The following is a 23268-nucleotide window of genomic DNA, read 5'->3' on the forward strand; positions in this document are numbered from 1 at the left end:
CAGCGCGGCGGCAACGCAGCGCTGTGGGCCCGCCCCGGCCTGCAGATGAACGGAATCAGGCGTCCGGCTGATTGATCTGCGAGGCGTCGATGATTTCCGCCACCAGCACCGTGGCCGGGCCGTGCAGGAAATACTCGGACTCGGCCGGTGCCCGCAGCTTCATATAGCTGGTTTCGCCGATCTGCATCGTGTGGCCCGCGGCCAGCTCGGCGCCGCTATCCAGCATGTACGCCATGATGTTGTTGAACATGCCGGAATACTGTTCGCCCTGGTGGTGGCCCTCGGCCAGCACGGCGAAATCCGGCAGCCCGAACGCGTCGCCGCCGTAGGTGCGCATCCACACGCCCTCCGTGCCTTCCACCTCGTATTTCACGAAGCCGCAGTACAGCATGGTCAGCGGCAACGAGCGCAACAGTTCCAGGCTTTCGTCGCCCATGGATTCCCGCGTGAACACGCCGGCCGGCAACGAGGTGTGCGCGTGCTCGTTCAGCACCGCCACCGCGTTGAAGTCCGACAGCGCGCCGGCCACCGCGGCCAGCGCCACGTACTGCTCAAGCGGGTCTTGCTCGAAGCCCGCGTAGTACAGCAGCACATTGCTGACATGGGCGCGCACCTGCGCCTTGACGTCCGCCGGGTAATGCGCGGGGGCCACGCAGGCTTCGATCGATTCCTGCGGGTAGGGCGCATTGAAGCCCACCAGGCGCACGACGTGCTTGCCCCAACCCACCATGGCCAGCAACTCGGGCATGTCGGGTTCGATCTCGGCGCGGGCCTGGCGCATGTCCGGGTGGTAGGCGCGCAGCGCCGCGGTCAGCGCGTCGGCCGTCAACGCCAGCGGGGCGCTGAACACGACTTGCAGGCTGATCGGATCTTCGATGGCCGGGTTGGCCGTCAGCGCGGCAGCGGCGGCAGGCGATTCATTGCGGCCGAAAAAGCGGGAGATGAGACTCATGGTGGGAAAGCGAACCTGTCCGGGGAAAGCGGGGATGCTATCAAGCCCCGGCGGCAGGCTGGCCGACGATGTGCAACAAAACCCCGCTGCGCGAAACCGGACGTTAGATTTCCCAAGATTTCAGGCCGTGTTTCACGGCGCCCCGCTCAGGTTGCCCCACGCACCGCGCCTCGTTTCACTTCAATTCACGCGTCGCGCCAATCACCCGCAGCGTCGGCATCAACTGCCGCCAGGCGTCCTTGGGAATCGATTCGGGCCGCTTCAGCTCGGCAGCCGCCGGGTCGTCCAGCCGTTCGCCCTTGCAGGCGAACACGATGCTGTTGGTCATGTCGTCGTCCACCACTTCGAACATCGACGCGCCGAACGACTCGCGCACGCGGTCCAGATAGTCACGGTGATTCGGGTGGTTCAAGTGGAAATTGATGACCAGGATGCCCTCGTCGCGCAGGGCCGCGTAGCAATCGGCGTAGAACTCGGCCGAACACAGGGCATCGGGAATGCCCGCGTCGCCGTAGCCGTCCAGCAGCAGCACGTCAGCCGCGTCCCGCAAGCCGCGCAGATGGTCGGCCGCATCGGCCTGCACCACCCGGAAGCGGGCATCGTCGCGCGGCACCAGGAAATCGTCGCGCAGCGCGATCACGCCAGGGTCGATCTCCACCACTTCGATGCGCGAACGGGACAAGTAGCGGTAGCAGAACTTGGCCAGCGAGCCCCCGCCCAGGCCCACCATCAGAATGTCGGCCGGCACCGGCGTGAACAGCACGAAGCCCATCATCATCCGGGTGTATTCCAGGTCGAGCGCATCCGGGTTGAGGGTGGACATGCGACTCTGGATGACCTTTTCCGAAAAATGCAGGGTCCGGGTGGTGCCGGACTCCTGGATGAAGGGGTGCAGCGGCGCTTCGCCACCGGCGTCAGAAGGCTGGGACAAGGAAGGGGACGGATCGTGTCGGGACATGGACGCAGAAGATACCACCGCCGAAGGGTCCGAGCGATTGCCGGACGGATTCTCCTCTGGAAACATAAAGAACGTGCGCCGGCCTGCCGTATATGTGGGCATGAACACCCTCCTGGATACGGATAGCCCCTTTTCACCGGCCACGCCACGCCCGGCGGATGCGCGCGCCGCCGACAAGCGGGACGCGGATGCCGCAGCCGACCGTGACAAGGCGCAGGCGCCCAAGGAACTGCCGACGTCGTTTCGGGTCGTGTTGAGCGACGACGCGCTGGAACGGGCCGACAAGGCGCGCAAGGCCATCGCCCAACTGTCAGCCAGCACGGTGCAATCGCGCCAGGACCAGGCCCGCAGCCGCGTCGAGCAGATCAAACAGCGTATCGAGATGCTCAAGAAGATGCTGATGCTGCTGGGCAAGGCCGCGGCCAAGGCCATCCTGGTCGAACTGCGCCAACTGGCCGGTGAACTCGGCCAGGCGGCCGCCGCCTTGAAGGACAGCGGCGGGGCCGCCACGACCGGAACCAGCATGGGGCCGACCGCCGCGCCCGTGGTGCACGGGGCGCCGACGCCCGCCATCAGCGCCGGCATGGGCGCCACCACGCCGGGCGCCGAGGGCGCGTTGGCCGAGTCATCGACCGCATCGGCCGAACGCGCAGCATCCCTGTCCAGCGGCACCGAGGCCACTGCCAGCCAGGCGCCCGCCGCGACCTCCCGCGCGCTGGCGGCCTATGCCGCCGGTGAAGCCGCGGCGGGCAGCCCCACCCCCGACAACCCGCCGGCGACGCAAGCCGGGGCCGCCCCCACTGGGGCAGCCGACGCCGACCCGGCGCAAGACGCCCGTACGGCCCGAGAGGCCGCGGCCGCCGCGGTCGATGCCGCCCTGGGCAACTCAAGCCCCGACGACACTGACCAGACCGATGCGGACCCAGACAAACCGTCCCCCTCCGCCCCCGAATCCCGCCAGGAACGACAGGTCGCCGACAAGCGGCGCCAGGACGACGCCCAGTCCGTCCGCGACGCGATCCGCGCCTTGAAGGAACTGCTGGCCCTGGTCAAGCGCAAGCTGCACGAGCCCGACGGCCACGAGCCGAAGCAGGCCGCCGACGTCCAGCACGCGCTGACGCAAGCCGAACAGGCCGCCCAGGCGCTGGATGGCGGCGCTTCGGTGACGGTGTCGGCCTGATTCCTCATGCCTTGAACGTGACCCACGGCTTGAGCCGCGCGACCGACCGGATCAGCCCCGCTTCTTCCTGGGCCTGCAACACCGGACCGATCGGCTTGTAGGCGTGCGGCGCCTCTTCTATCCGGCGTTCTTCGCGCAGGGTCACGCATTGCCAGGTGCCCGGCGAGGTCTCGTGCCGGGTCCGGCGCACGTCCTGCCGGCGCATGCTGCGGCCCGCGCCATGGCTGCAAGACCACAGCCAATCCGCGTTGCCCAGGCCGGTGGCCACGAAACTGAAATCGCCCATCGAGCCGGGAATCAACGCCAGGTCGCCTGCGCGCGCCGGCGTTGCGCCCTTGCGGTGGATATTCAGCCCCTGCTCGCGCAGCACCACGTTATGCGGCACGTCCACGACCAGGCGTGACCGCATGCCGCCAAGGGCGGCATCCAGCTCCTGGCGCACCATTTCGCCCAGCACCATGCGATTGGCCCAGGCATAGCGGGCCGCCGTGCCCATGGCCTGCAGGTATTCCTGCGCCAACGCGCCCGACAGCCCATACAGCTTGCTGTCCGGGTGCTTCAGCCCTTTGGGCCACTCGGCGCGCGCACGGTCCATCCAGCGCGCCCCCACATGGAAGCCCACGTCGCGCGAACCGGTGTGGATCATGACGACGACGTCGCCCTTCACCAGGCCGGCGGCATAGGCCGCATGCCGGTCCAGCACCTCGTCGACGATCTGCAATTCCACGAAGTGATTGCCGCCGCCCGTCGTGCCCAGGCCCGGGTCGCGAATGGTCTCGCGGCCATCCACCATGCCTTGCGGCGCATAGCGGGCCGCGCTGTCGAAATCCGACAGGCTGACGCACTGCGCCAGTTCGGCGTGCAGCTGATCGCGCCGCACGCCCGCCCACAGGCCCTCGGCCGTCAGGCTGTCCAGGAACGCATCCGGGCTGTCGTCGAACAGCGCCTTGAACGCCTTGCTGGGCACCGGCACGTTGCGGCCGTTTTGCAGCAGCACGCGCGTCAGCCGGCGGATCAGTTCCGCCTTGAACGGTTCGACCGCCGTGTGCGCCAGACCGGTGGTCAGCAAGCGCATGCCGCAGTTGATGTCCGTGCCGACCGCCGCCGGAATGACGAAATCGCCATCCGTCGCCACCACGGTGCCCACGGGCGCGATGCTGCCCGGATGGAAATCCGGCGTTGCGCACGCCTTGCAGACGCCATGATCCGCATCGGGCGAACGCACCGACGCAAAGGCAAGCAGTTGATGTACGGCCTTTTCCTCAAGGGGAAGCGCCGCGGGGAGAAGAACAGACGCTTGCGCCTGTTCATTGCTCAGGTGGTACACGCCATGCTGGTGTTCCACCTGGATGCCCTGCCGTTTCAGGGCGGATTTCAAACGGGAGATGTTCTTCACTTTCGCTGCCATCAAACAGGTACAGAAGTGCCTCCGTGTTCCGGAAGGCGTTGTACCCCCAGCAGCAGCGCCAGGAGGAGGCCGAAGTGTACAGAGGGTTCCGCGTCCGTGCGAGAAACGCGGCGTGACGCGTTGCGAAGCCGCAACGAGCCGGTCGCCGTTACCCCAGCGCGTCGATCCGCCGCAATGCGCGCGTGCCCGCCCTGGACACCTGAATGTGCGGATGCGCCTGGCACAGCGCCGCGACCGCGCGCAGCGCCCGCGATGGCCGCCTTTCGATCGCCATCGCCACCGCTTCACCCAGAAAGAAATCGTCATCCCGCGCCAGCGTTTCCAGCAACGCCAGATCGCCCAGGTCCAGAGACGGGATCAGTGTCAGCACCACGTCCACGCCTGATTCCTGTTGCAGCAGTTCGCGGATCAGGCCACCCAACGGCGGCTGGCCATCCACGAGCGGAGAGAGCTCGGGATGCAGTTCCTCCACATCCAGCCCTTGCTCGCCCGCCTGGCGCACCGCCGCGACAAAGTCCGCCAGGGAATCGAACACCACGCGGCTGTCGCCGTCGTGGGTCAGATACAGCACGCGGCCCGCCAACGGCGCCCGGCCCAGCAGCAGATGGTGATTGCTGGTCTGGGGGTCATCGAGCACCCGCCCTTGCAGCAGGTCGACCACCGGATGCCCCCGCATGGCCTCGGTCAGGTCGCTGGCCCGGTCGCGCGGCAGCAAACCCAGTGCGGCAAAGCCCGGGGCATCGATCGCGGCGAAATACTCGTCCAGGGTCACGGCGTCCGTCCTGTGAGGGAAAAGCCGACTGTAACCCCGGGCACCGACACCCCGTAGGTGAAAAACCTAAGTGACACGGCTGTCCGGCCCCTCTTATAAAGTCCATATTATGAACAATTGACCACATAAAGGACACGCATGCCGCTAGACAGCCGCGACGAACAGCCCCTGATGCCGTATCAGTACCCCAATCCGTCCGACGCCCTGCCCGAAATCGTGGTCCCCAGCGCGATCCCGGACGACGAACGCGTCTGGGTGCCGCAGGCCGAGAACGTCTGGTTCCGCCCGCTCTGTCTGAACGCCAGCCAGGGCTACTGGACCAACCTGCTGCGCGTGCGCAAGACCGGCGTGCTCAGCCGCCACCGCCACCCGCAGGCGGTGCATGGCTTCGTGCTCAAGGGCCGCTGGCGCTACCTGGAACACGACTGGGAAGCCACCGAAGGCAGCTACGTCTTCGAACCCCCTGGTGAAACCCACACCCTGTACGTGCCGCCCGATGTCGAGGAAATGATCACGTTCTTCCAGGTCAACGGCGTCATGTACTACACCGACCCGTGGGGCAAGGGCATGGGCTACGAAGACGTCTTCACCAAGATCGACATGTGCCGCCAGCACTACGACGCCGTCGGCCTGGGCATCGATTACGTGCAGCAGTTCATCCGATGACCGCGGCGGCAGACACCCGCGCCCGCTACGACTTTCGTGGCCACGTCGCGGTGGTTGCCGGCGGCGCGGCCAAGGCGGGCGTCATGGCGCTGACCAAATCGCTGGGCAAGGAACTGGCGGGCAGCGGCGTGCTGGCCAACGCGGTGGCGCCCGCGGCCGTCAAGACCCGCCTGCTGGAACAGATGGCCCCCCGCCACGTGGAAACCATGATCGCCAAGAGCCCGCTGCGCAGGCTGGGCGAACCGCGCGAAGTGACCGAGCTGGTCGCCTGGCTCTGCTCGGCATCGTGCAGCTTCAACACCGGCGCGGTATTCGATCTGTCGGGAGGACGCGCCACCTGCTGACCGCGGCACCGCCGCGGCTGGCACAACAGCGCGGCAACAACCCAAAAAAAACCAAGGAGACAACGCATGAAACCTCGTACGACTGCCGCGCTTGCGCGGTGCATGGTCGGTGCCGCGCTCGGCCTGGCCGCGTTCGGCGCCCAAGCCCAGGGCGCCGCCTACCCCGCGCGCGCCATCGAACTGGTGGTGCCGTTCGCGGCCGGCGGCGGCACCGACGCCATGGCCCGCGCCTTCGCCGACGCGGCCCGCAACCACCTGCCGCAGACGGTGGTGGTGTTGAACAAGCCCGGCGCCTCCGGCGGCATCGGTTTTGCCGAAGTGGCCGGCGCACGGCCCGACGGCTACAAGCTGGGGCTGGTCACGGCCGACCTGGCCATCATTCCCCACCTGGGCATCAGCAAGACCACCTACGACAAGTTCGTGCCGGTCGCCCAATTGAACGCCGATCCGTCCGCCATCACGGTGCGCGCCGACTCGCCGCACACCACCATCGAAGGCTTCATCGAGGCGGCCAGGAAAGACAAGGCCGGCCTGCAGATCGGCAACGCCGGCACGGGGTCGATCTGGCACCTGGCCACCGCCGCCTTCGAAGACAAGATCGGTGCCAAGTTCAGTCACATCCCCTTCAACGGCGCCAACCCCGCCGTGCTGGCGCTGCTGGGCGGCCACATCGACGCCGTGGCCGTCAGCCCCGCCGAAGTGGCCGCCTACGTCACCGCCGGCAAGCTCAAGATGCTGGCCGTCATGGCCGACCAGCGCGTGCCCGGCTTCGAGAACGTACCGACGCTGAAGGAACGCAATATCGACCTGTCCATCGGCACCTGGCGCGGCATTGCCGCCCCGCTGGGCACGCCGCCGCAGATCATTGCGCAGCTGCAAGCCGCCGCCGCCAAGATCGCGGAAGAACCGGCCTTCCGGCAGACCCTGGAAAAGCAGAACCTGGGCTACCGCTATGCCGATTCCGCCGGCTTCGAAGCCACCATGCGGCGTGACGACGCGACCTTCAAGGCGTTGATCGACAAACTGGCCCTGCGCCAGCAATGACCCGGCGACTCACGCTGCAACCCGGGGCGCGGCCTGACTGCGCCCCGCACTTCTGGAGAGACAGGACATGGATCTGGGCATACAAGGTAAATCGGCGCTGGTATGCGGCGCCAGCAAGGGCCTGGGCTACGGCTGCGCGCTGGCGCTGGTGCGCGAAGGCGTGCACGTGCTGATCGTGGCGCGCGGCGCCGACGCCCTGCAGGCGGCCGAACGCCAACTGCAGCAGGCCGCCGCCCACGGCGCCCAGGTGCGCGCCATCGCCGCCGACATCACGACCGAAGCCGGCCGCGCAGCGGTCTTCGACGTGCAGCGCGACTTCGACATCGTCGTCACCAATGCCGGCGGCCCGCCCCCTGGCGACTTCCGCGACTGGGACCGAGACGCCTGGATCAAGGCCGTCGACGCCAACATGCTCACGCCCATCGAACTGATCAAGGCCACCGTCGACGCCATGGCCGAGCGCGGCTTCGGCCGCATCGTCAACATCACCTCCAGTTCCGTGAAAGCGCCCATCGACGTCCTGGGGCTGTCCAATGGTGCTCGCAGCGGCCTGACCGGCTTCGTGGCCGGCGTCGCCCGCAGCAGCCTGGCCGCCCGCGGCGTCACGATCAACAACCTGCTGCCCGGCGCCTTCGCCACCGATCGCCTGAACGCCACGCTGGCCGCCACCGCCGCCAAGACCGGCCGCGACGCCGATGCGCTGCGCCAAGCCCGCCAGCAGGCCATTCCCGCGGGCCGCTTCGGCAACGCCGATGAATTCGGCGCCATCTGCGCCTTCCTGTGCAGCACCCAGGCCGCCTACCTCACCGGACAGAACCTGCTGGCCGACGGCGGCGCGTATCCCGGCACCTACTGACCCCATGACCTACCAACCTGATCTCTTCCAAGGCAAGACCGCACTGGTCACCGGCGCCACCCAGGGCATTGGCGCCGCCATCGCCAACCAGCTGCATGCACTGGGCGCCCGCGTCATCGCCACCGGCCTGGATGCGGGCGACGGCTCGCTGGCGGTGGGCGTACGCGTCGAACTGGCCGACTCCAGCAAGCAGCAGGACGTCGACCGCCTGTTCGGCACGCTGGACCGCCTGGACATCCTGGTGAACTGCGCCGGCATCATCCGCCGCAACGCCGAACATGACCTGAACGTGTTCGAGCAGGTGCTGGCCGTGAACCTGACCGGCACCATGCGCACCTGCGCCGCCGCCCGTCCGCTGCTGGCCAGGCACGGCGGCGTCATCGTCAATACCGCATCGATGCTGAGCTTCTTCGGCGGTGCACTGGTGCCGGCCTATTCGGCCAGCAAGGGCGGCGTGGCGCAACTGACCAAGTCGCTGGCGCTGGCCTATGCGGCCGAGAACATCCGGGTCAATGCGGTGGCGCCGGGCTGGATCGCCACCCCGTTGACGCAGGCGCTGCAGGACGACCCCGCGCGGTCCGGTCCGATCCTGCAACGCACCGCGCTCGGGCGTTGGGGCCAGCCGACGGACGTGGCTCGCGCGGCCGTGTTCCTGTGTTCGCCTGCGGCCGGTTTCATCACCGGGCATATCCTGCCGGTCGACGGCGGCTATCTGGCGGCCTAGCGCAGGCCGGGCCAGGGGATGGCTCGGCCTGCCCCAAGACCGGCCTGCCTCGGCCCTCCCGGCCTCACGGCGCTTCGGCGCTGTACGAGGCCGGCGTGTCCCGCAACAACCGCGAGATCGACCGGCAAGCCTCCAGCAGCGGCGCCACATACTTGCGCTGCACGTCCTCTTCCTGCCGGAACAGCAAGGTGCTCACGCTGATGCAGGCCACCGGCGCGCCCTGCTTGCCGAAGATCGGCGCGCCAAAGCAGCGGATGCCCGCTTCCTGCTCTTCATCGTCGATGGCCCAGCCCCGCTCGCGATACAGATCCAGCTGCACACGCAGCGCGGCCACGTCGGTCAGCGTCTGCGGCGTGAAGACCTTCCAGGGCTGCGGCAATTCGCGCAGCCATTGCTCGCGCGGCGCCTCGTCCAGAAAGGCCAGATAGGCCTTGCCGACCGAACTTGAATGCATCGCCACGCTGGTGCCCACGCGCGAAGTCATCCGCACCGCCTTCGGGCTTTCCAGCTTTTCGATATAGACCATCTGGTCCGCATTGGGCACCGCCAGGTGCACCGTCTCGCCGGTGACGTCGCGCAAGCGCGTCAGGTCCGCCATCGCCAGCAGGCGCAGATCCGACCGCTTCCAGCTGCGGTTGGCCAGCTGGATCAACCGCGGACCCAGCTCAAGCCGCCCCGACACCACGCTCTCGGCAAGCAGGCCTTCGGCGATCAGCGCATACACCGTGCGATACACGGTAGGGCGCGGATAGCCGGACACCTTGCACAGCTCAGCCACGGTCATCGCCGCATCGCGGTCTGCCACCAGCTGCAGCAGATGCACGAACTTGGAAAACGCGGCGGTGCCCGCCACCTGGGCGGTGGCGGCCCGCGCGGCGGAATCAACTACTGAGCTCGAGGATCGCAAAGCCTATCAACCTCTGATGTACGTCGGACTGCAGAATTAGACACCTGAATCCGCGCGCTGCGCTTTCCGTGATGGGATTGGCTATTGTCGGCGTCCACCAAGCGGCGTCGTGCCCGTTGCGCCCGCCTGTCAGGCCCCGCGGTGGCAAGGAGCCGAAACCCAGACATGTATGCATTTTTAGGCGATACATGAGCGGCATGTATTACCCTTATGTATGGCTTTTTTAAACGACCATCAATCAAAAAATACGTACAACTGGCACCATTCAACAATATGTATGGATTTAGGCGGTAGAATTTGGCTGCTTGTAGGGAGCATGGTGTTCACGCTGCCCGCTCCCAATCTCTTTCAGCGTTGCCAATCCTGACGCAAGCACCAGATTCGTGGCCCTCGCGGCGATCTTCCGTCCTTGCCTGGTCCACGAGCAGTCCATGAAGCTGCATAAGCAGCGTTTTGAGGAAATGATGAATTTTTGGGTCCCTGTCGTCTTCGGTACGTTCAAGCTCCTCGTGTTGGGCACCGGCATGTTTCTGGCCATCAAGTCTCACTACGATGGAGAAAAAAAGGAGAAGAAGGAAAAAGAAAAGGAGATGAAGACACCGTAGAGCAGACCTGGCGGCGATCGGCGACGTCCCGATCGAGGGGTTCGATGCCATGGGGTAGCCGCGTCAGGGGCTATCATCCAAAGAGCCGTCTGCCCCAGGGGACAGCCGACGTCAGGATGTCTCAATGTACCGATCCTGGAGAACCTCAACTCCGACCCGCTGTCTTTCAGACGTGCACGGCATGGACGGCCTGACCGTGTGGCGGCATTGCCACTCGAACCCGTAGAGCGATGAAGAGCGCGGCGAGGATCATCACGCCTCCTGCCGTCACAAAGACGCCGATCACCCCGCCGAATCCGAACACCATGCCACCCAGTGCAGCCCCCGCGGCGATGGACGACTGCACGCACGCAACTACCATACCTCCAGCCGTTTCAGCCTGATCCTGAACCGCTCGCGCGACCCAGTTCGACCACGCCACTGGGACCCCTCCGAACGCGAGCCCCCAAAGCGCGACCACGAGCATCAGCCCCGTCTTGTCCACCGGAAGCAAAATCATGGCCAGGGCGGCGACGCCGACCAGCGCAGGCATCCAGATCAACGTCGCGCGCAGGCTGCGCTCCATCACCCAACCCGCAAGCAAAGTTCCGACAAAGTTGGCGATACCGAAGCCCAACAACATCAAGGACAGATCCTGTACGTTGATATGCGCAACGCTCTCGAGCGCCGGACGTATGTAGGTGAACAGTGCAAACTGACCTGTGTGGGCCAACACGCATCCGGTCATTCCCGCTGCAATGCCAGGACGGCGAAGCAACTGCAGCACCGTCGCGGTCTGCAGCAATTTGCGCGGCGCCATACGGGGCAACGTGAGCACTTGAAAGAGGAGCGTGACGATGCCCACCGCGGCGGCCGCCAGGAAGGCGCTGCGCCAGCCGTAGAGTTCACCCAAGTAGCTGCCGAGTGGCACGGAAACAACCGTGCCCACAGCGATGCCACTGAAGATAATGGAAAGTGCGCGTGGGACTAGCCTGGCCGGAACCAAGCGCATCGCAACCGCGGCCGCCATGCCCCAGAAACCACCCAAGGCAAGGCCCAGAAGGACTCGCATCGCCAACAGCATCGGCAGGCTCGAGGAAAACGCCACCAGCAGATTGGAGGCGATCATCAATACGGTGAATCCAAGCAAGACCAGCCGGCGATCAAGCCCGCGTGTCAGGCGCGGCACCAACAAACCGGCGAACAGCGCCACAACGGCCGTTACGGTGACGGCTTGGCCGGCAAGGGCCTCCGACACCCCAAGATCCGCTGCCATCGGGGTCAGCAGGCTGGCGGGGAGGTATTCCGCGGTGAGCAACCCGAACACGCCCATCGCCAGAGAAAAAACGGCTACCCACGCGGGCGTGTTCACCTCCTGAGCCCCTGCATCCTTCACATCACTTCTCATTTCAAACGACTCCCGAATATCTATCTCAGCCAGGAAGTCTAGGGCCGCATTCCAGGATGATCTATGATAGTAAGTCCTGATTTTTTAACCGAAACACCTGAAATGACAGAAAGCCGCTCCTTTGCTCTGTCGTCCGACCTCATCAGCGAGCTGCTAACAGGCATGCGTTTGCGCGGGGTGCAGTACCGCCGCGTTCAAACGGGTCCATCGTTCGGCTTCGATTTCGACACCAGGCCTGGATACGGATATTTCCACTACCTCGCGGTCGGCAACGCAGTCCTGCGTACGCATGACGGTGCAGTTCATGAACTCACCGCCGGCAGCGCCGTGTTTTTGCCGCAAGGCGGCGGACATAAGCTCCTTTCCGATCCGAACGCCTCTTTCCAGCCGATCGACACGTTCGACGTGGCGCCATTGGGCGAGGCTGTCAGTGGGGTCGATACTTGCCCCAGTACACATTCGTCGCCCAGCGCCGTCCTCTTCTACGGCTGCATGGAGTTCGACCTGGGCGGTATGCAGGGACTGGCAAAGCTGATGCCGGATGCCATGGTGGCCGATACGGACGGGACGAAGTATCCCGGCTTGCGCGAGATCCTGGACGCCATGAAGCGTGAGATATGCTCCGGCCGCATCGGCTTCGCTGGCATCCTGGCGCGGCTTGCAGAGGTGGCGGCAGCGATGATCACGCGTGGGTGGATTGAATGCGGTTGCGAGAGCGCTTCCGGACTCGTAGCTGCCTTGCGCGACCCCCGTCTCGCCCGCGCCATCTTGGCGTTGCATCGCTCGCCCGGTAAGGAGTGGACAGTCGCGGAGCTGGCCGCAGAATCGCATGTTTCTCGATCGGTCTTTGCCCAACGCTTTCAGGCGACCCTGGGGGTTCCGCCTCTGCGCTACGCGACAGAACTCAAGATGCGCCTCGCCAACCAATGGCTGACTCAGGACAGGCTGTCGATCGATGCAGTGGCGCATCGTCTGGGCTATACCTCGCAAGCTGCGTTCAGCCGGGCGTTCAAGCGCATCAGCGGCCAATCGCCAGGCGCGACGCGGCGAATGGCGGCATAACCAACACACGCTTCTTCTCATGCCCGATGTAGAAATGGCCGCGCGAGCGGCCATTTCTACTTTCACGAGCAAGATTGCGACAAGAACCAAGTAAATGGCGGTAGAACGATGCTGTTCACGTTGCGACCGACTTTATTCCGCGCGACCGACTTTATTTCTCGTTTTCAACGGCGGAGCATTTCACTCGCGCGTCATTCCACCGTCACGCTCTTGGCCAGGTTTCGCGGCTTGTCCACATCCGTGCCTCGTGCGCAGGCCGTGTGGTACGACAGCAATTGCAGCGGCACCGTGTGCAGAATCGGCGACAGCTTGCCGTAGTGCTCGGGCATGCGGATCACGTGCATGCCTTCGCCGCTCTGGATCTTGCTGTCGGCGTCGGCAAACACGTACAGCTCGCCGCCGCGCGCGCGCACTTCCTGCATGTTGGACTTCAGCTTTTCCAGCAGCTCGTCCTTGGGCGCGATGGTGACGACGGGCATGTGCTCGGTCACCAGGGCCAGCGGGCCGTGCTTGAGTTCGCCGGCCGGATAGGCCTCGGCGTGGATGTAGCTGATTTCCTTGAGCTTGAGCGCGCCTTCCAGCGCAATCGGATAGTGCATACCGCGGCCCAGGAACAGCGCGTTTTCCTTCGAAGCAAAGCGATCGGCCCAGGCCATGATCTGCGGCTCCAGCGCCAGCACCGATCCTATGGCCACGGGCAGGTGGCGCAGCGCCTTCAGGTGCTCGGCTTCCTGCTCGTCGCTCAGACGGCCGCGCACTTGCGCCAGCGCCAGGGTCAACAGGAACAACGCGGTCAGCTGCGTGGTGAACGCCTTGGTCGAGGCCACGCCGATTTCAACGCCGGCGCGGGTGATGTACGACAGCTTGCACTCGCGCACCATCGCGCTGGTGGACACGTTGCAGATGGTCAGCGTGTTTTCCATGCCCAGCGACCGGGCGTGCTTCAGCGCGGCCAGCGTGTCGGCGGTTTCGCCGGACTGCGAAATCGTGACCACCAGCGAACGCGGATTGGGCACGCTGTCGCGATAGCGGTATTCGCTGGCGATTTCCACGGCCACCGGGATCTTGGCGATGGACTCGATCCAGTACTTGGCGGTCAGGCCGGCGTAGTAGCTGGTGCCGCAGGCCAGGATCAGCAGGGAATCGATGTCCTTGAAGATCTTGTAGGCGTCGTCGCCGAACAGCTCGGGGGTGATGGCCTCGATGTCCTGCAGCGTGTCACCCACGGCGCGCGGTTGCTCGAAGATTTCCTTCTGCATGTAGTGGCGGTAGGGGCCCAGTTCGGCCGCGCCGGTGTGCACGTGCACGGTGTGCACTTCACGATCGACGTTCTTGCCATTGGCATCCACGATCCAGACGCGCGACAGCTGCAGGTCGACCACATCGCCGTCTTCCAGGTAGATGATCTGGTCGGTGGTGCCGGCCAGCGCCAGCGCATCGGAAGCCAGGAAGTTCTCGTTCTGGCCCACGCCCACCACCAGGGGCGAACCCTGGCGGGCGCCGACCACGCGGTGCGGCTCGTCGCGGCAGAACACGGCAATGGCGTAGGCGCCATGCAGGCGGCGCACGGCGTTCTGCACCGCCTCGAACAGGTCACCGGTGTACAGGTGGTTGACCAGGTGCGCGATCACTTCGGTGTCGGTCTGGCTTTCGAAGACGTAGCCCACGGCCTGCAGCTCGGCGCGCAGTTCGTCGTGGTTTTCGATGATGCCGTTGTGCACCAGCGCGATGCGCGGCTCGTCATTGCCCAGGCGCGAGAAGTGCGGGTGGGCGTTGTGCGTGGCCGGCACGCCGTGCGTGGCCCAGCGGGTGTGGGCGATGCCCGTGAAGCCCTGGACGTGGTCCTGGGCCACCTGGTCGGCCAGTTCGGCGACGCGCTGCGTGCTGCGCGTGCGGCGCAGATGGCCGTCGGCGTACACGGCGACGCCGCAGGAGTCATAGCCCCGATATTCCAGCCGCTTGAGGCCTTCAACGAGGATCGGGGTGATGTCGCGCTGGGCGACGGCGCCAACAATGCCGCACATGGGAGAGACTCCTGAAAGTTCGAGTACGGAACGCATTGTGCGCGCACCCTAAAGAAATTTGATTTCTTTATCTGCTCATATTTGACAGTTTATTTACTTACCTATTTGTGATTAAATAATATTTCACTAATGTGTTTTTAATGAATTAATTATTCAAAACACCATGCCAACCCCGCCCAATGCCCTGCCCGAGCTGGATGATCTGGACCTGCGCATCCTGGAACAGCTGCAAGAAGACAATTCGCTGACCAACCAGGACCTGGCCTTGCGGGTGCATGCATCGCCCCCGACCTGCCTGCGGCGGGTCCGGCGGCTGGTAGAAGAGGGGGTCATCGAGCGCCAGGTGGCCATCCTGGCCGCCGACAAGCTGGGCAGCACGCTGACCGCCATCGTCGAGATCACCCTGGACGTGCAGGCGGCCGAAAGCCTGGACGCCTTCGAACAGGCCCTGCTGGCCGAACCGGCCGTGCTGCAATGCTATCGGGTGTCGCCCGGCCCGGATTTCGTGGTGATCGCCCAGGTGAAAGACATGCCCGCCTACCACGCGCTGGCACACCGCGCCTTCACCGCGCACGCCAACGTGCGCAACGTGCGCACGTTCTTCTCGGTGCACCGGGCCAAGTTTGAAACGCGGATCGATCTGCGGCGTTAAACAGAATCCGACGCAATAACGTCCGAATCACTCGTGAATACGCCGTTCTCGGTGCTTGGCAGAAGACAATTGGCGACATTCCGGCGAAAGACGCCAGACGGTCCCGTACGGAGTATTCGTTGCAGAAACATGCCACCCCATATCTCGATATGATTGCGACGCACCTCAATGCCCCTTACGGCCTGGTGGTGCAAACGGCCCACATCATCGCTGCGTTACGTTCCAGCGACCTGTCATCGGTGCCCGGCGATGCTCTCGTGAAAGAGCTACTGGCAGGCATGTTCATCGAATTGGAGCCTGAATGCATCGGCAGAGCCTGCTTCGAAGCGGGTGTCCGACCCGAAGAAGCGGAAGCGTTGTATCAACAAGCCCGTACGGAATTCGGGTTGCCCAAGGCGGTACGCTGGGAAGCCGCGATGGAAGGGGTGCTGTAAAGTGGGTAACCGACTTTCGACGGACCGCCACACCTCGGGATCTGCAATACGCGCAGATGGCCCTTGCACGTCAAAGGCATTCCACCTCTTGACGTCGCACGCCTAACGGCCTGCCCGCGAACCCAGCAGCCGCTCGAACTGCGCCAGATACCGATTGCCCATCTTCTGCACGTCGTGCTCGTTGCGCACGTAGTCGTACGCGCGGTCGGTGATTTCCTGGCGGAAAGCCGCGTCATCCAGGCAGCGCGCCATGCCTTGGGCCATGGCGTGGAAATCCGCCACCGCGCACAGCACCCCGCGGCCGTCGGCCAGGCTTTCCTTCAGGCCGCCGGCATCGGTGGACACCACCGGCACACGCTGCAGGAAGGCGTCCAGCACGCTGCTGCCCAGGGCTTCTTCCTCGGAACTCATGACGAACACATCCAGGATGCTGTAGAAGTCTTCGACGCCCTTGCGAAAGCCCGCGAAGCGGTAGACGTCTTCGATCCCCAGCAGTTGCGCCTCGTCGCGAGCCTGCTGTTCACGATCGCCGCCGGCGCCGAAATGCAGGAAGACGAAGTCGCGGCGCGTCTTGGCCAGTTCGCCCACGGCGCGCACCAGCGTCACCGGGTCCTTGTCGCGGATCAGCGCGGCCGACGTGGCCATGACCTTCTTGCCTTCCAGGCCGAATTCGCGCACCAGCGCGGCGACGTTGTCCTGGTTGATCACATGGGGCTCGACGGCGCTGCGGATGATGATCGGGTCCAGCCCCAGCCGGCGCGGCTCGCTGGCAGCCATGTCGCTGATGGCCACGAACAGATCGGTGTGGCGCCACTTGAAGCCGGTCTTCCATTCCTCGCCTGGCTTGACCACGAACGAGGTGCGGCGCGAAAACACCACCGGACGGCGGTGCAGCCACTTGGTCAGCACCGCCCAGGTGATGGTGTTGGCGGTCTGGGCGTGAATGATGTCGTAGCCGCTGCCCTGCGATGCCAGAAAGCGCAACTGCGCCGGCACATTGCGGCAGGTATGCGCCACGAAGCCTTCCTGGCGCACGCGCTCGGCCAGCGGGCCGCCTTCGCGGCACAGCACTTCGACCTGATGGCCGGCATTGCGGAACGCACGCATGCAATACAGCGTCTGGCGTTCGCCGCCGCGCCAACCTTTCTCGAAGTTGAGCTGCAGGATCTTCATGCGCGGCCGATGCCCGAATACTCGAAGCCCAGCGCGCGCACGTCGGCCGGCGTGTAGAGGTTGCGGCCGTCCAGGATCAGCGGCGTCTTGAGCAGCGCCTTGACGCGGTCGAAGTCGGGCGCGCGGAACACCTTCCATTCGGTGGCGATCAGCAGGGCGTCGGCGCCGTCCAGCGCGTCGTACATGTCGGTGGCGAAGCTCACGCCAGGCTGGCCCGCCAGCACGCGGGCAGCCTCGTGCATGGCGACCGGGTCGTACGCGCGCACCGTGGCGCCGCGACGCGTCAGCTCGGCGATGACGGTCAGGCTGGGCGCCTCGCGCATGTCATCGGTATTGGGCTTGAACGACAGGCCCCACAGGGCGAACTTGCGGCCAGTCAGGTCTTCGCCGTAGTGCTGCACCAGCTTTTCGGACAGGCGGAACTTCTGCGCGTGGTTGGCGGCCTCGGCGGCCTCGATGACACGCATCGGCAGGCCATTCTCGGCGGCGGTGTTGACCAGCGCCTGCACATCCTTGGGAAAGCATGAACCGCCGTAGCCCGCGCCGGGGTACAGGAAGTGGTAGCCGATGCGGGGGTCCGCGCCAATGCCGCGGCGCACCTGCTCGACGTCAGCGCCCAGCGCTTCGGCCAGGTTGGCCATTTCGTTCATGAACGAAATGCGGGTGGCCAGCATCGCGTTGGCGGCGTACTTGGTCAGTTCGGCCGAACGCACGTCCATCACCATGAGGCGGTCGTGCGTACGCTGGAACGGCTCGTAGATGCGGCGCATGACGCCGACGGTATAGTCGTCGTCGGCGCCGACGATGACCCGGTCCGGGCTCATGAAGTCGTTGATCGCCGCGCCTTCCTTCAGGAATTCGGGATTGGACGCCACGCTGAACGGCACCTGCACGCCACGCGCGGCCAGTTCCTGTTCGATCACCGCGCGCACCTTGTCGGCGGTGCCGACCGGCACGGTGGACTTGTCCACCACCAGCTTGCGGCTGGTCATGTGACGCGCGATGTTGCGGGCGGCGGCCAGCACGTATTGCAGGTCGGCCGAGCCGTCTTCCCCGGGCGGGGTGCCCACGGCGATGAACTGCACGTCGCCAAAGGCCACGCTCTGGGCCACGTCGTCGGTGAAATGCAGGCGACCGGCCTGCACGTTGCGCCGGACCAGGTCTTCCAGGCCGGGTTCATAGATGGGGATACCGCCTTGGCGCAGCAGGGCGATCTTGGCCGCATCCACGTCCAGGCACATGACATCGTTGCCCATGTCGGCCAGGCACGCTCCCGACACCAACCCCACGTAACCGGTACCCACGACCGTGATCTTCATGCCTGAACGCCTTAAAAATAGGTAATCGTTGCGCCGGGTATTGCAGACCCGGCGCCGGCGGCCATTATAGAAGCCGCCGCGCCGTTGGGTCTTGCCCCCCTAGGTGACCCGCAGCTTGTTGAAGCGGACCGTGTTCACGACCACCGCCAGGGCGGCGCAGATCGTGCCCAGCACCAGGGCCAGTCCGGGACCGTGCGCGGCGCTGACGCTGAAGGCGATCGCCACCAGCGCGGTGCCGAAGCTCTGGCCGAACACCCGGGTGGTGGCCTGCAGGCCGCCCGCCGCGCCACTGCGCGCACGCGGTGCCGCCGACAGCATGGCGCGGTTGTTCGGGGTCTGGAAAAAGCCGAAACCCACGCCCGCCACGAACATGCCGGCGATGATAGGCACGTTGCCCACGGACGCCGGCAGGGCCGCCAGCCACAGCATGCCGATCACCATGCCGGTTGCCCCCACGCCGCTCAACGTGGCGGCGGAATAGCGGTCGGACAGACGTCCGGCCACCGGCGCGATCAGGGCCGTGCCCACCGGCCAGGCGCCCATCAGCATGCCCACCTCCAGATAAGGCCTGCCCAGCACCTGCTGGAAATAGAACGGCAGCGATACATAGGACGCCATCTGCGCGGCGAACGTGCAGGCCGACGCCCCCACGGCAAAGGCCAATTGACGGATTCGCAGCAGGTCCACCGGCACCAGCGGCGCGGGCTGGCGGCTGGCCCGGCGCACCAGCACCAGGCCGGCCACGACCGAAATCGCCACCAGGCCGATGCCCCGCAGCAAGTCCTGGCCCATCATGTCGATGCCCGAAATGAACACGCCCAGCGTCGCCATGCAGAGCAGGGCGCTCACCCAGTCCAGCCGCACGTCGTTGCGCGGCACTTCGGGCAAATGGCGCAGGCCGAACATCGCCAGCACGCAGATCGGCAGGTTGACCGCGAAAATCCACGGCCACGGCGCCACCGACAGGATGGCCGAGCCGATGGTGGGCCCCAGCACCGACATCACCGCCACCGTGGTGGCGTTGATGCTGATGCCGCGGCCCAGCATTTTCAGGGGATAGATATTGCGCACCAGGCCGCCGAACAGGCACATCAGCGTGGCCGCCCCCACGCCCTGGAATACCCGCGCCAGCGTCAGCTGCAGCAGCGAGCCGGCCAGGGCGCAGCCCAGGGACGCCAGCGTGAACAGCACCAGCCCGAACGTGAACATGCGACGAAAGCCAATGCGCTCGGCCAGCGCCGACAAGGGCAGCAGCATCATCACCACCGCCAGGTTGTAGGCGTTGACCACCCATACCGCCTGCGCGGGCGACGCGTTCAGGTCGGCCGCGATGGTGGGCAGGGCCACATTGGCGATGGTGGTGTCCAGGACCGACAGGCTGATGCCGGTCATGACGGTGGCCGCCGCCCAGTAACGGCGGGGCACCGGCAGGCCGTCGGGCGCGGCGGGCTTGGCGCCGCCGCCCGATGCCTCGGACGCCTGCGGCGTCACGACTTCTTGACCGGCCGTTGCCAACCGTCGATGGTGACCTGCTTGGCGCGCGATACGGTCAGCTTGTCGGCCGGCGCGTCACGGGTCAGGGTGGTGCCGGCGCCCAGGGTCGCACCGCGACCCACGCGCACCGGGGCCACCAGTTGCGTATCCGAGCCGATGAAGGCGTCGTCTTCGATGACGGTGCGGTGCTTGTTCACGCCGTCGTAGTTGCAGGTGATGGTGCCCGCGCCCACGTTGACGCGCGCGCCGATGGTGGCGTCGCCGATGTAGGCCAGGTGATTGGCCTTGCTGTCCGCGCCCAGCACGCTCTTCTTGATCTCGACGAAGTTGCCGACGTGGCTGCGATCACCCAGCTCGGCGCCAGGACGCAGGCGGGCATAGGGGCCCACGCGAGCATCGCCGCCCACCTGGGCCTCTTGCAGATGGCTGTAGGCCTCGATCTGCGTCCCTGCGCCCACGCTCACGTCGCGCAGCACGCAGTGCGGGCCCACGCGCACGCCATCGGCCAGCGTGACCTTGCCTTCGAACACGCAGCCCACGTCAATGAACACGTCGCGGCCGCAGGTCAGCGAGCCGCGCACGTCGAAACGGGCGGGATCCGCCAACGTCACGCCGGCTTCCAGCTGGCGGCGGGCCTGCTCGGCCTGCCAGCGGCGTTCCAGTTCGGCCTGCTGCACGCGGCTGTTCACGCCCAGCGTCTCCCAGGACGCGCCCGGCTGGGCCGCGCCCACCGGCACGCTGTCCACCACGGCCAGCCCCACCACATCGGTCAGGTAGTACTCGCCCTGGGCGTTGTTGTTGTCGATGCGCGAAAGCCAGTCTTTCAGCTTGGCGGTCGGCGCGGCCAGGATGCCGGTGTTGACTTCCTTGATGGCGCGTTCGGCGTCAGACGCATCCTTGTGCTCGACGATGCGGCAGACATTGCCGGCGGCATCGCGCACGATGCGGCCATAGCCGGTGGAATCGGCCAGCACTTCGGTAAGCACCGCGGCGCCTTCGCCGCGCGCGTCCAACAGGCGGCGCAGGGTTTCGGGCTGCACCAGCGGCACATCGCCGTACAGCACCAGCGTCACGTCGTCCTTGCCGTCGCCTTCCCGCAGCAGCGGCACCGCCTGCTGCACCGCATGGCCGGTGCCCTGCTGCGGCTGCTGCAGCGCGAACTGCAGATCGTCCTGGCCGCCGAAGGCCTGTTTGACCCGGTCGGCGCCATGGCCCACCACCACGATCACGCGGGCCGGTTCCAGTTGGCGGGCGCTGTCCAGCACATGGGCCAACATCGGCTTTCCGGCCAGGGTGTGCAGCACTTTGGGAAGGTCGGACTGCATGCGCTTGCCCAGCCCGGCGGCGAGAATCACTACATTAAGCATAAGTTCTGATGTGTTGGAATCGATCGGGGCGGCACGGTGCCGCCCCGAACCGGGATTGAAAAATTCAGGGCTTGCCGTCGGCAGGCCCCGTGTTCTTGGTCGCGCCCTTGGACGCCGCCGGCTTGCGCGCGGCCTTCTTGGCAGGTGACTTCGCGGCGGGCCTGGCGGCCGCCTTGGCCGTGGGTGCGGCCGCAGCCTGCGAACCACCGGCCTTGCCCTTGGGCGCCTTGTCTGCGTCCGTCGCAGCCGGAGTGCCAGGCATCGATGCGGCCGTGGCGGCGGCGATCTGGTTGAACTGCTGCTGCAGCAGATCCCACCACGCCTTGGAGGCCGATTGCGCCGCCGCGCCCATCTGTTCGCTCATGCCAGGCTGGGGCTCCGCGGCCGCGGTGCCCTCCGCCTTGGCATCGGCGACCTTGTCGTCCGCAGCCTTCGCTTCGCTTGCCTTGGCCGGTGCGCTCCTGGCCGCTGCCGGCGCCGGCTTCAGGCCCAGCACCACTTCCAGCGGCGACGCCGCGCCACTGTCACGCAGCGTGCCCAGGTCCATATTGGCTGCCGAATCCACAAACGCGCGCAAGGTGCTGATGGTGGAGCGCTGCACCTCCATGCCCTGGATCGTGCTGGACAGCATCGACAGGTTCATGCGCAGCCAGTTTTCCACTGATCGCAGCTCGGCAATACGGCGGTCCAGGTCTTCCAGGTTCATGGGAGGCGCCATCGGCAGGCTGCTTGCCAACCCGCCCGGGCCGGTCAGCCCAGCCCACGCCTGGCGCATCATTTCCATGCTGGCCAGCAGCGGGTTGCCCGACAGGTCCGAATGTTGGCCCATCCCGGGCAGGACGAACGGATTGCTGTGTTGGTCGCTCATTCCTGGTCTCCCCATAGATCGCAAAGGGGCTGCCGGCCGGGAAGATCACCCCGGCAGCAGCTGATTATTCTCCACTCGCACGTGGTCGCCGGACGCGAAGGCGAACGGCTGGGCGCTGCGGAATTGGCGCGCGCTGCCGTCGTTCATGCGTACCGTGAGCTCGTAGTGCGTCACCGTTTGTTGCTGTCTGATATTACGCTCAACTTCACGGCCTGCCAAAGCGCCGCCCACCGCGCCCAGCACGGTCAGCGCGGTCTTGCCGTTGCCCCCCCCGAACTGGTTGCCCACGACCCCGCCCACGGCGCCCCCGGCGATGGTGCCGACCAGATGATCGCTGTTGTCCTTGACCGGCACCTGCACCTGGCGAATGGTCTCGACCACGCCGCAGGTGTGGCAAGCCTGCGCCGGCGGCTGTGCGGCGGGCGCCGCAGGGCGGGCCTGGGGCTGCGCCTGGGCGACGGGTTGGCGGGGCGCCTGCGCGGGCGCGCCGGGCTGGGCCGGGGCCAGATTCGCGCCCTCGGGGCCGGCTTGGGCCACCGCAGGGTCCTCGGGGTGAGGCGTGGCCGACGGCGTCGGCAGCCAGCCCATCACGGCGGCAACGCCCACCGAGCACATGACGATGACGGCGATGGCGGCGGCCGCGACCAGGGGATGCAGGGCGCGGCGGGAAGATTCGGTCGGGTTCGGATTCATGACGATGCTCCATCGTTGCTAACCGGCAGTGGTATAGCACCCCGACGCGGTTTCGGCATGTTGCGATGGTGACGCTTCATTGCGGCGCCGGCATTGGACAGCCCCCGCCATTCGTGGACAATAGGCGCATGGATTCCATTACCTTGCCCCAGATCGAAGCAGCCATCAACTACTGGCGCAACGTCTCGCCGTCGGTCGGCGACGAATCGCGCCTGTGCCCCGAGGCCGCCGCGCTGGCCGCCCCCTATGCCCTGATGATCATTTCGCACCGCCGCGATATTCCCGCCGCCGAACTCAGCGACAAGGCCCGCGCCGCGCTGGCGGGCTGGGTGGCCGCCGGCGGCAGCGACTAGCCTGCCGGGGGCTGCCGCCCCAGGCG

The 23268-nt window shown here is 66.1% G+C and carries 23 protein-coding genes and 1 pseudogene; 11 read left to right on the forward strand and 13 right to left on the reverse strand.

All coding sequences use genetic code 11. The features are described 5' to 3' along the window. Positions 1–55 precede the first annotated feature (55 nt). On the reverse strand, positions 56–952 hold the full coding sequence (locus AC6LJ2_RS08500) for a DUF4261 domain-containing protein (protein WP_498151183.1): 897 nt from the start codon (positions 950–952) through the stop codon (positions 56–58). 175 nt (positions 953–1127) lie between these two features. Next, positions 1128–1883: a fused MFS/spermidine synthase gene (locus AC6LJ2_RS08505; protein WP_498151184.1), complete on the reverse strand. Its 756-nt coding sequence runs from the start codon at positions 1881–1883 to the stop codon at positions 1128–1130. 127 nt (positions 1884–2010) lie between these two features. On the opposite strand from AC6LJ2_RS08505, the gene AC6LJ2_RS08510 reads away from it, so the two are divergent. Next, a complete protein-coding gene (locus AC6LJ2_RS08510; RefSeq protein ID WP_498151185.1) occupies positions 2011–3090 on the forward strand; it encodes a hypothetical protein in 1080 nt (359 codons plus the stop codon). 4 nt (positions 3091–3094) lie between these two features. On the opposite strand, the gene AC6LJ2_RS08515 is transcribed toward AC6LJ2_RS08510, so the two are convergent. Both AC6LJ2_RS08515 and AC6LJ2_RS08520 read right to left on the reverse strand, forming a co-directional pair. Beyond that, positions 3095–4486, reverse strand: a complete 1392-nt coding sequence (locus AC6LJ2_RS08515) for an RtcB family protein (protein WP_498151186.1) — start codon at positions 4484–4486, stop codon at positions 3095–3097. A 160-nt stretch (positions 4487–4646) separates the two neighbouring features. Beyond that, positions 4647–5270 carry a hypothetical protein gene (locus AC6LJ2_RS08520; RefSeq protein ID WP_498151187.1) on the reverse strand — a complete coding sequence of 208 codons (624 nt, stop codon included), beginning with the start codon at positions 5268–5270 and terminating at the stop codon, positions 4647–4649. Positions 5271–5408: 138 nt separating this feature from the next. Here AC6LJ2_RS08520 and AC6LJ2_RS08525 point away from each other — a divergent pair, with 138 nt between their 5' ends. The 5 genes and pseudogenes from AC6LJ2_RS08525 (at position 5409) to AC6LJ2_RS08545 (ending at position 8904) form a co-directional block, all read left to right on the forward strand. Further along, positions 5409–5936 (forward strand): 2,4'-dihydroxyacetophenone dioxygenase family protein, encoded by a 528-nt coding sequence (locus AC6LJ2_RS08525; RefSeq protein ID WP_263912858.1) that lies wholly within the window; start codon positions 5409–5411, stop codon positions 5934–5936. A gap of 56 nt (positions 5937–5992) precedes the next feature. Beyond that, positions 5993–6280, forward strand: a pseudogene (locus AC6LJ2_RS08530) (SDR family NAD(P)-dependent oxidoreductase); the annotation flags it as partial. Positions 6281–6346: 66 nt separating this feature from the next. Then, positions 6347–7324 carry a tripartite tricarboxylate transporter substrate binding protein gene (locus AC6LJ2_RS08535; RefSeq protein ID WP_263912856.1) on the forward strand — a complete coding sequence of 326 codons (978 nt, stop codon included), beginning with the start codon at positions 6347–6349 and terminating at the stop codon, positions 7322–7324. A gap of 67 nt (positions 7325–7391) precedes the next feature. Continuing rightward, on the forward strand, positions 7392–8180 hold the full coding sequence (locus AC6LJ2_RS08540; protein ID WP_498151188.1) for an SDR family oxidoreductase: 789 nt from the start codon (positions 7392–7394) through the stop codon (positions 8178–8180). A 4-nt stretch (positions 8181–8184) separates the two neighbouring features. Further along, positions 8185–8904, forward strand: coding sequence for an SDR family NAD(P)-dependent oxidoreductase (locus tag AC6LJ2_RS08545; protein ID WP_498151189.1), 720 nt, complete (start codon positions 8185–8187; stop codon positions 8902–8904). Between the two features lie 64 nt (positions 8905–8968). Here AC6LJ2_RS08545 and AC6LJ2_RS08550 read toward each other — a convergent pair whose 3' ends face one another. After that, positions 8969–9811, reverse strand: a complete 843-nt coding sequence (locus tag AC6LJ2_RS08550; protein WP_263912853.1) for an IclR family transcriptional regulator domain-containing protein — start codon at positions 9809–9811, stop codon at positions 8969–8971. 431 nt (positions 9812–10242) lie between these two features. Between AC6LJ2_RS08550 and AC6LJ2_RS08555 the strand changes: the two genes are divergently transcribed. Next, entirely contained in the window at positions 10243–10416 is a 174-nt protein-coding gene (locus AC6LJ2_RS08555; protein ID WP_263912852.1) for a hypothetical protein, read from the forward strand. A gap of 166 nt (positions 10417–10582) precedes the next feature. Here AC6LJ2_RS08555 and AC6LJ2_RS08560 read toward each other — a convergent pair whose 3' ends face one another. After that, the gene (locus AC6LJ2_RS08560) at positions 10583–11803 is read right to left on the reverse strand and encodes an MFS transporter (protein WP_263912914.1); all 1221 of its coding nucleotides are present in this window, start codon (positions 11801–11803) and stop codon (positions 10583–10585) included. Positions 11804–11866: 63 nt separating this feature from the next. Between AC6LJ2_RS08560 and AC6LJ2_RS08565 the strand changes: the two genes are divergently transcribed. Beyond that, complete coding sequence (locus tag AC6LJ2_RS08565; protein ID WP_263912851.1) at positions 11867–12865, forward strand: AraC family transcriptional regulator; 999 nt, start codon at positions 11867–11869, stop codon at positions 12863–12865. 191 nt (positions 12866–13056) lie between these two features. Here the strand turns inward: AC6LJ2_RS08565 and glmS are convergent, their stop codons facing one another. Next, a complete protein-coding gene (gene glmS / locus AC6LJ2_RS08570; RefSeq protein ID WP_263912850.1) occupies positions 13057–14889 on the reverse strand; it encodes a glutamine--fructose-6-phosphate transaminase (isomerizing) in 1833 nt (610 codons plus the stop codon). A gap of 163 nt (positions 14890–15052) precedes the next feature. Here glmS and AC6LJ2_RS08575 point away from each other — a divergent pair, with 163 nt between their 5' ends. Beyond that, positions 15053–15541 (forward strand): Lrp/AsnC family transcriptional regulator, encoded by a 489-nt coding sequence (locus tag AC6LJ2_RS08575; RefSeq protein ID WP_498151190.1) that lies wholly within the window; start codon positions 15053–15055, stop codon positions 15539–15541. Positions 15542–15660: 119 nt separating this feature from the next. Then, positions 15661–15975 (forward strand): hypothetical protein, encoded by a 315-nt coding sequence (locus tag AC6LJ2_RS08580; protein ID WP_498151191.1) that lies wholly within the window; start codon positions 15661–15663, stop codon positions 15973–15975. A 102-nt stretch (positions 15976–16077) separates the two neighbouring features. Here the strand turns inward: AC6LJ2_RS08580 and AC6LJ2_RS08585 are convergent, their stop codons facing one another. From AC6LJ2_RS08585 to AC6LJ2_RS08610, 6 genes are all read right to left on the reverse strand, one after another. Continuing rightward, a complete protein-coding gene (locus tag AC6LJ2_RS08585; RefSeq protein WP_263912847.1) occupies positions 16078–17148 on the reverse strand; it encodes a glycosyltransferase family 4 protein in 1071 nt (356 codons plus the stop codon). Further along, complete coding sequence (locus tag AC6LJ2_RS08590; protein ID WP_263912846.1) at positions 17145–18467, reverse strand: UDP-glucose dehydrogenase family protein; 1323 nt, start codon at positions 18465–18467, stop codon at positions 17145–17147. Before AC6LJ2_RS08590 ends, AC6LJ2_RS08585 begins: the two co-directional genes overlap by 4 nt. Positions 18468–18566: 99 nt before the next feature. Then, complete coding sequence (locus AC6LJ2_RS08595) at positions 18567–19958, reverse strand: MFS transporter (RefSeq protein ID WP_263912845.1); 1392 nt, start codon at positions 19956–19958, stop codon at positions 18567–18569. Continuing rightward, positions 19955–21328 carry a bifunctional UDP-N-acetylglucosamine diphosphorylase/glucosamine-1-phosphate N-acetyltransferase GlmU gene (glmU, locus tag AC6LJ2_RS08600; protein WP_263912844.1) on the reverse strand — a complete coding sequence of 458 codons (1374 nt, stop codon included), beginning with the start codon at positions 21326–21328 and terminating at the stop codon, positions 19955–19957. The genes AC6LJ2_RS08595 and glmU overlap by 4 nt, the downstream gene beginning before the upstream one ends. 64 nt (positions 21329–21392) lie before the next feature. Then, the gene (locus AC6LJ2_RS08605; protein WP_445657970.1) at positions 21393–22196 is read right to left on the reverse strand and encodes a PhaM family polyhydroxyalkanoate granule multifunctional regulatory protein; all 804 of its coding nucleotides are present in this window, start codon (positions 22194–22196) and stop codon (positions 21393–21395) included. A 45-nt stretch (positions 22197–22241) separates the two neighbouring features. Next, positions 22242–22889: an outer membrane lipoprotein gene (locus AC6LJ2_RS08610; protein ID WP_263912842.1), complete on the reverse strand. Its 648-nt coding sequence runs from the start codon at positions 22887–22889 to the stop codon at positions 22242–22244. A gap of 128 nt (positions 22890–23017) precedes the next feature. Between AC6LJ2_RS08610 and AC6LJ2_RS08615 the strand changes: the two genes are divergently transcribed. Beyond that, positions 23018–23242 carry a DUF3717 domain-containing protein gene (locus AC6LJ2_RS08615; RefSeq protein WP_025139899.1) on the forward strand — a complete coding sequence of 75 codons (225 nt, stop codon included), beginning with the start codon at positions 23018–23020 and terminating at the stop codon, positions 23240–23242. Positions 23243–23268 lie beyond the last annotated feature (26 nt).

It is taken from the genome of Achromobacter sp. 1014246743 (assembly GCF_059760725.1).

Excerpts from the sequence above, each read along its gene's own strand:
- AC6LJ2_RS08500 (WP_498151183.1), bottom strand. The coding sequence starts at position 952 with ATGAGTCTCATCTCCCGCTTTTTCGGCCGCAATGAATCGCCTGCCGCC.
- AC6LJ2_RS08510 (WP_498151185.1), top strand. The coding sequence starts at position 2,011 with ATGAACACCCTCCTGGATACGGATAGCCCCTTTTCACCGGCCACGCCA.
- AC6LJ2_RS08525 (WP_263912858.1), top strand. The coding sequence starts at position 5,409 with ATGCCGCTAGACAGCCGCGACGAACAGCCCCTGATGCCGTATCAGTAC.
- AC6LJ2_RS08535 (WP_263912856.1), top strand. The coding sequence starts at position 6,347 with ATGAAACCTCGTACGACTGCCGCGCTTGCGCGGTGCATGGTCGGTGCC.
- AC6LJ2_RS08540 (WP_498151188.1), top strand. The coding sequence starts at position 7,392 with ATGGATCTGGGCATACAAGGTAAATCGGCGCTGGTATGCGGCGCCAGC.
- AC6LJ2_RS08545 (WP_498151189.1), top strand. The coding sequence starts at position 8,185 with ATGACCTACCAACCTGATCTCTTCCAAGGCAAGACCGCACTGGTCACC.
- AC6LJ2_RS08555 (WP_263912852.1), top strand. The coding sequence starts at position 10,243 with ATGAAGCTGCATAAGCAGCGTTTTGAGGAAATGATGAATTTTTGGGTC.
- AC6LJ2_RS08560 (WP_263912914.1), bottom strand. The coding sequence starts at position 11,803 with ATGAGAAGTGATGTGAAGGATGCAGGGGCTCAGGAGGTGAACACGCCC.
- AC6LJ2_RS08565 (WP_263912851.1), top strand. The coding sequence starts at position 11,867 with ATGATAGTAAGTCCTGATTTTTTAACCGAAACACCTGAAATGACAGAA.
- glmS (WP_263912850.1), bottom strand. The coding sequence starts at position 14,889 with ATGTGCGGCATTGTTGGCGCCGTCGCCCAGCGCGACATCACCCCGATC.
- AC6LJ2_RS08575 (WP_498151190.1), top strand. The coding sequence starts at position 15,053 with ATGCCAACCCCGCCCAATGCCCTGCCCGAGCTGGATGATCTGGACCTG.
- AC6LJ2_RS08585 (WP_263912847.1), bottom strand. The coding sequence starts at position 17,148 with ATGAAGATCCTGCAGCTCAACTTCGAGAAAGGTTGGCGCGGCGGCGAA.
- AC6LJ2_RS08590 (WP_263912846.1), bottom strand. The coding sequence starts at position 18,467 with ATGAAGATCACGGTCGTGGGTACCGGTTACGTGGGGTTGGTGTCGGGA.
- glmU (WP_263912844.1), bottom strand. The coding sequence starts at position 21,328 with ATGCTTAATGTAGTGATTCTCGCCGCCGGGCTGGGCAAGCGCATGCAG.
- AC6LJ2_RS08605 (WP_445657970.1), bottom strand. The coding sequence starts at position 22,196 with ATGAGCGACCAACACAGCAATCCGTTCGTCCTGCCCGGGATGGGCCAA.
- AC6LJ2_RS08610 (WP_263912842.1), bottom strand. The coding sequence starts at position 22,889 with ATGAATCCGAACCCGACCGAATCTTCCCGCCGCGCCCTGCATCCCCTG.
- AC6LJ2_RS08615 (WP_025139899.1), top strand. The coding sequence starts at position 23,018 with ATGGATTCCATTACCTTGCCCCAGATCGAAGCAGCCATCAACTACTGG.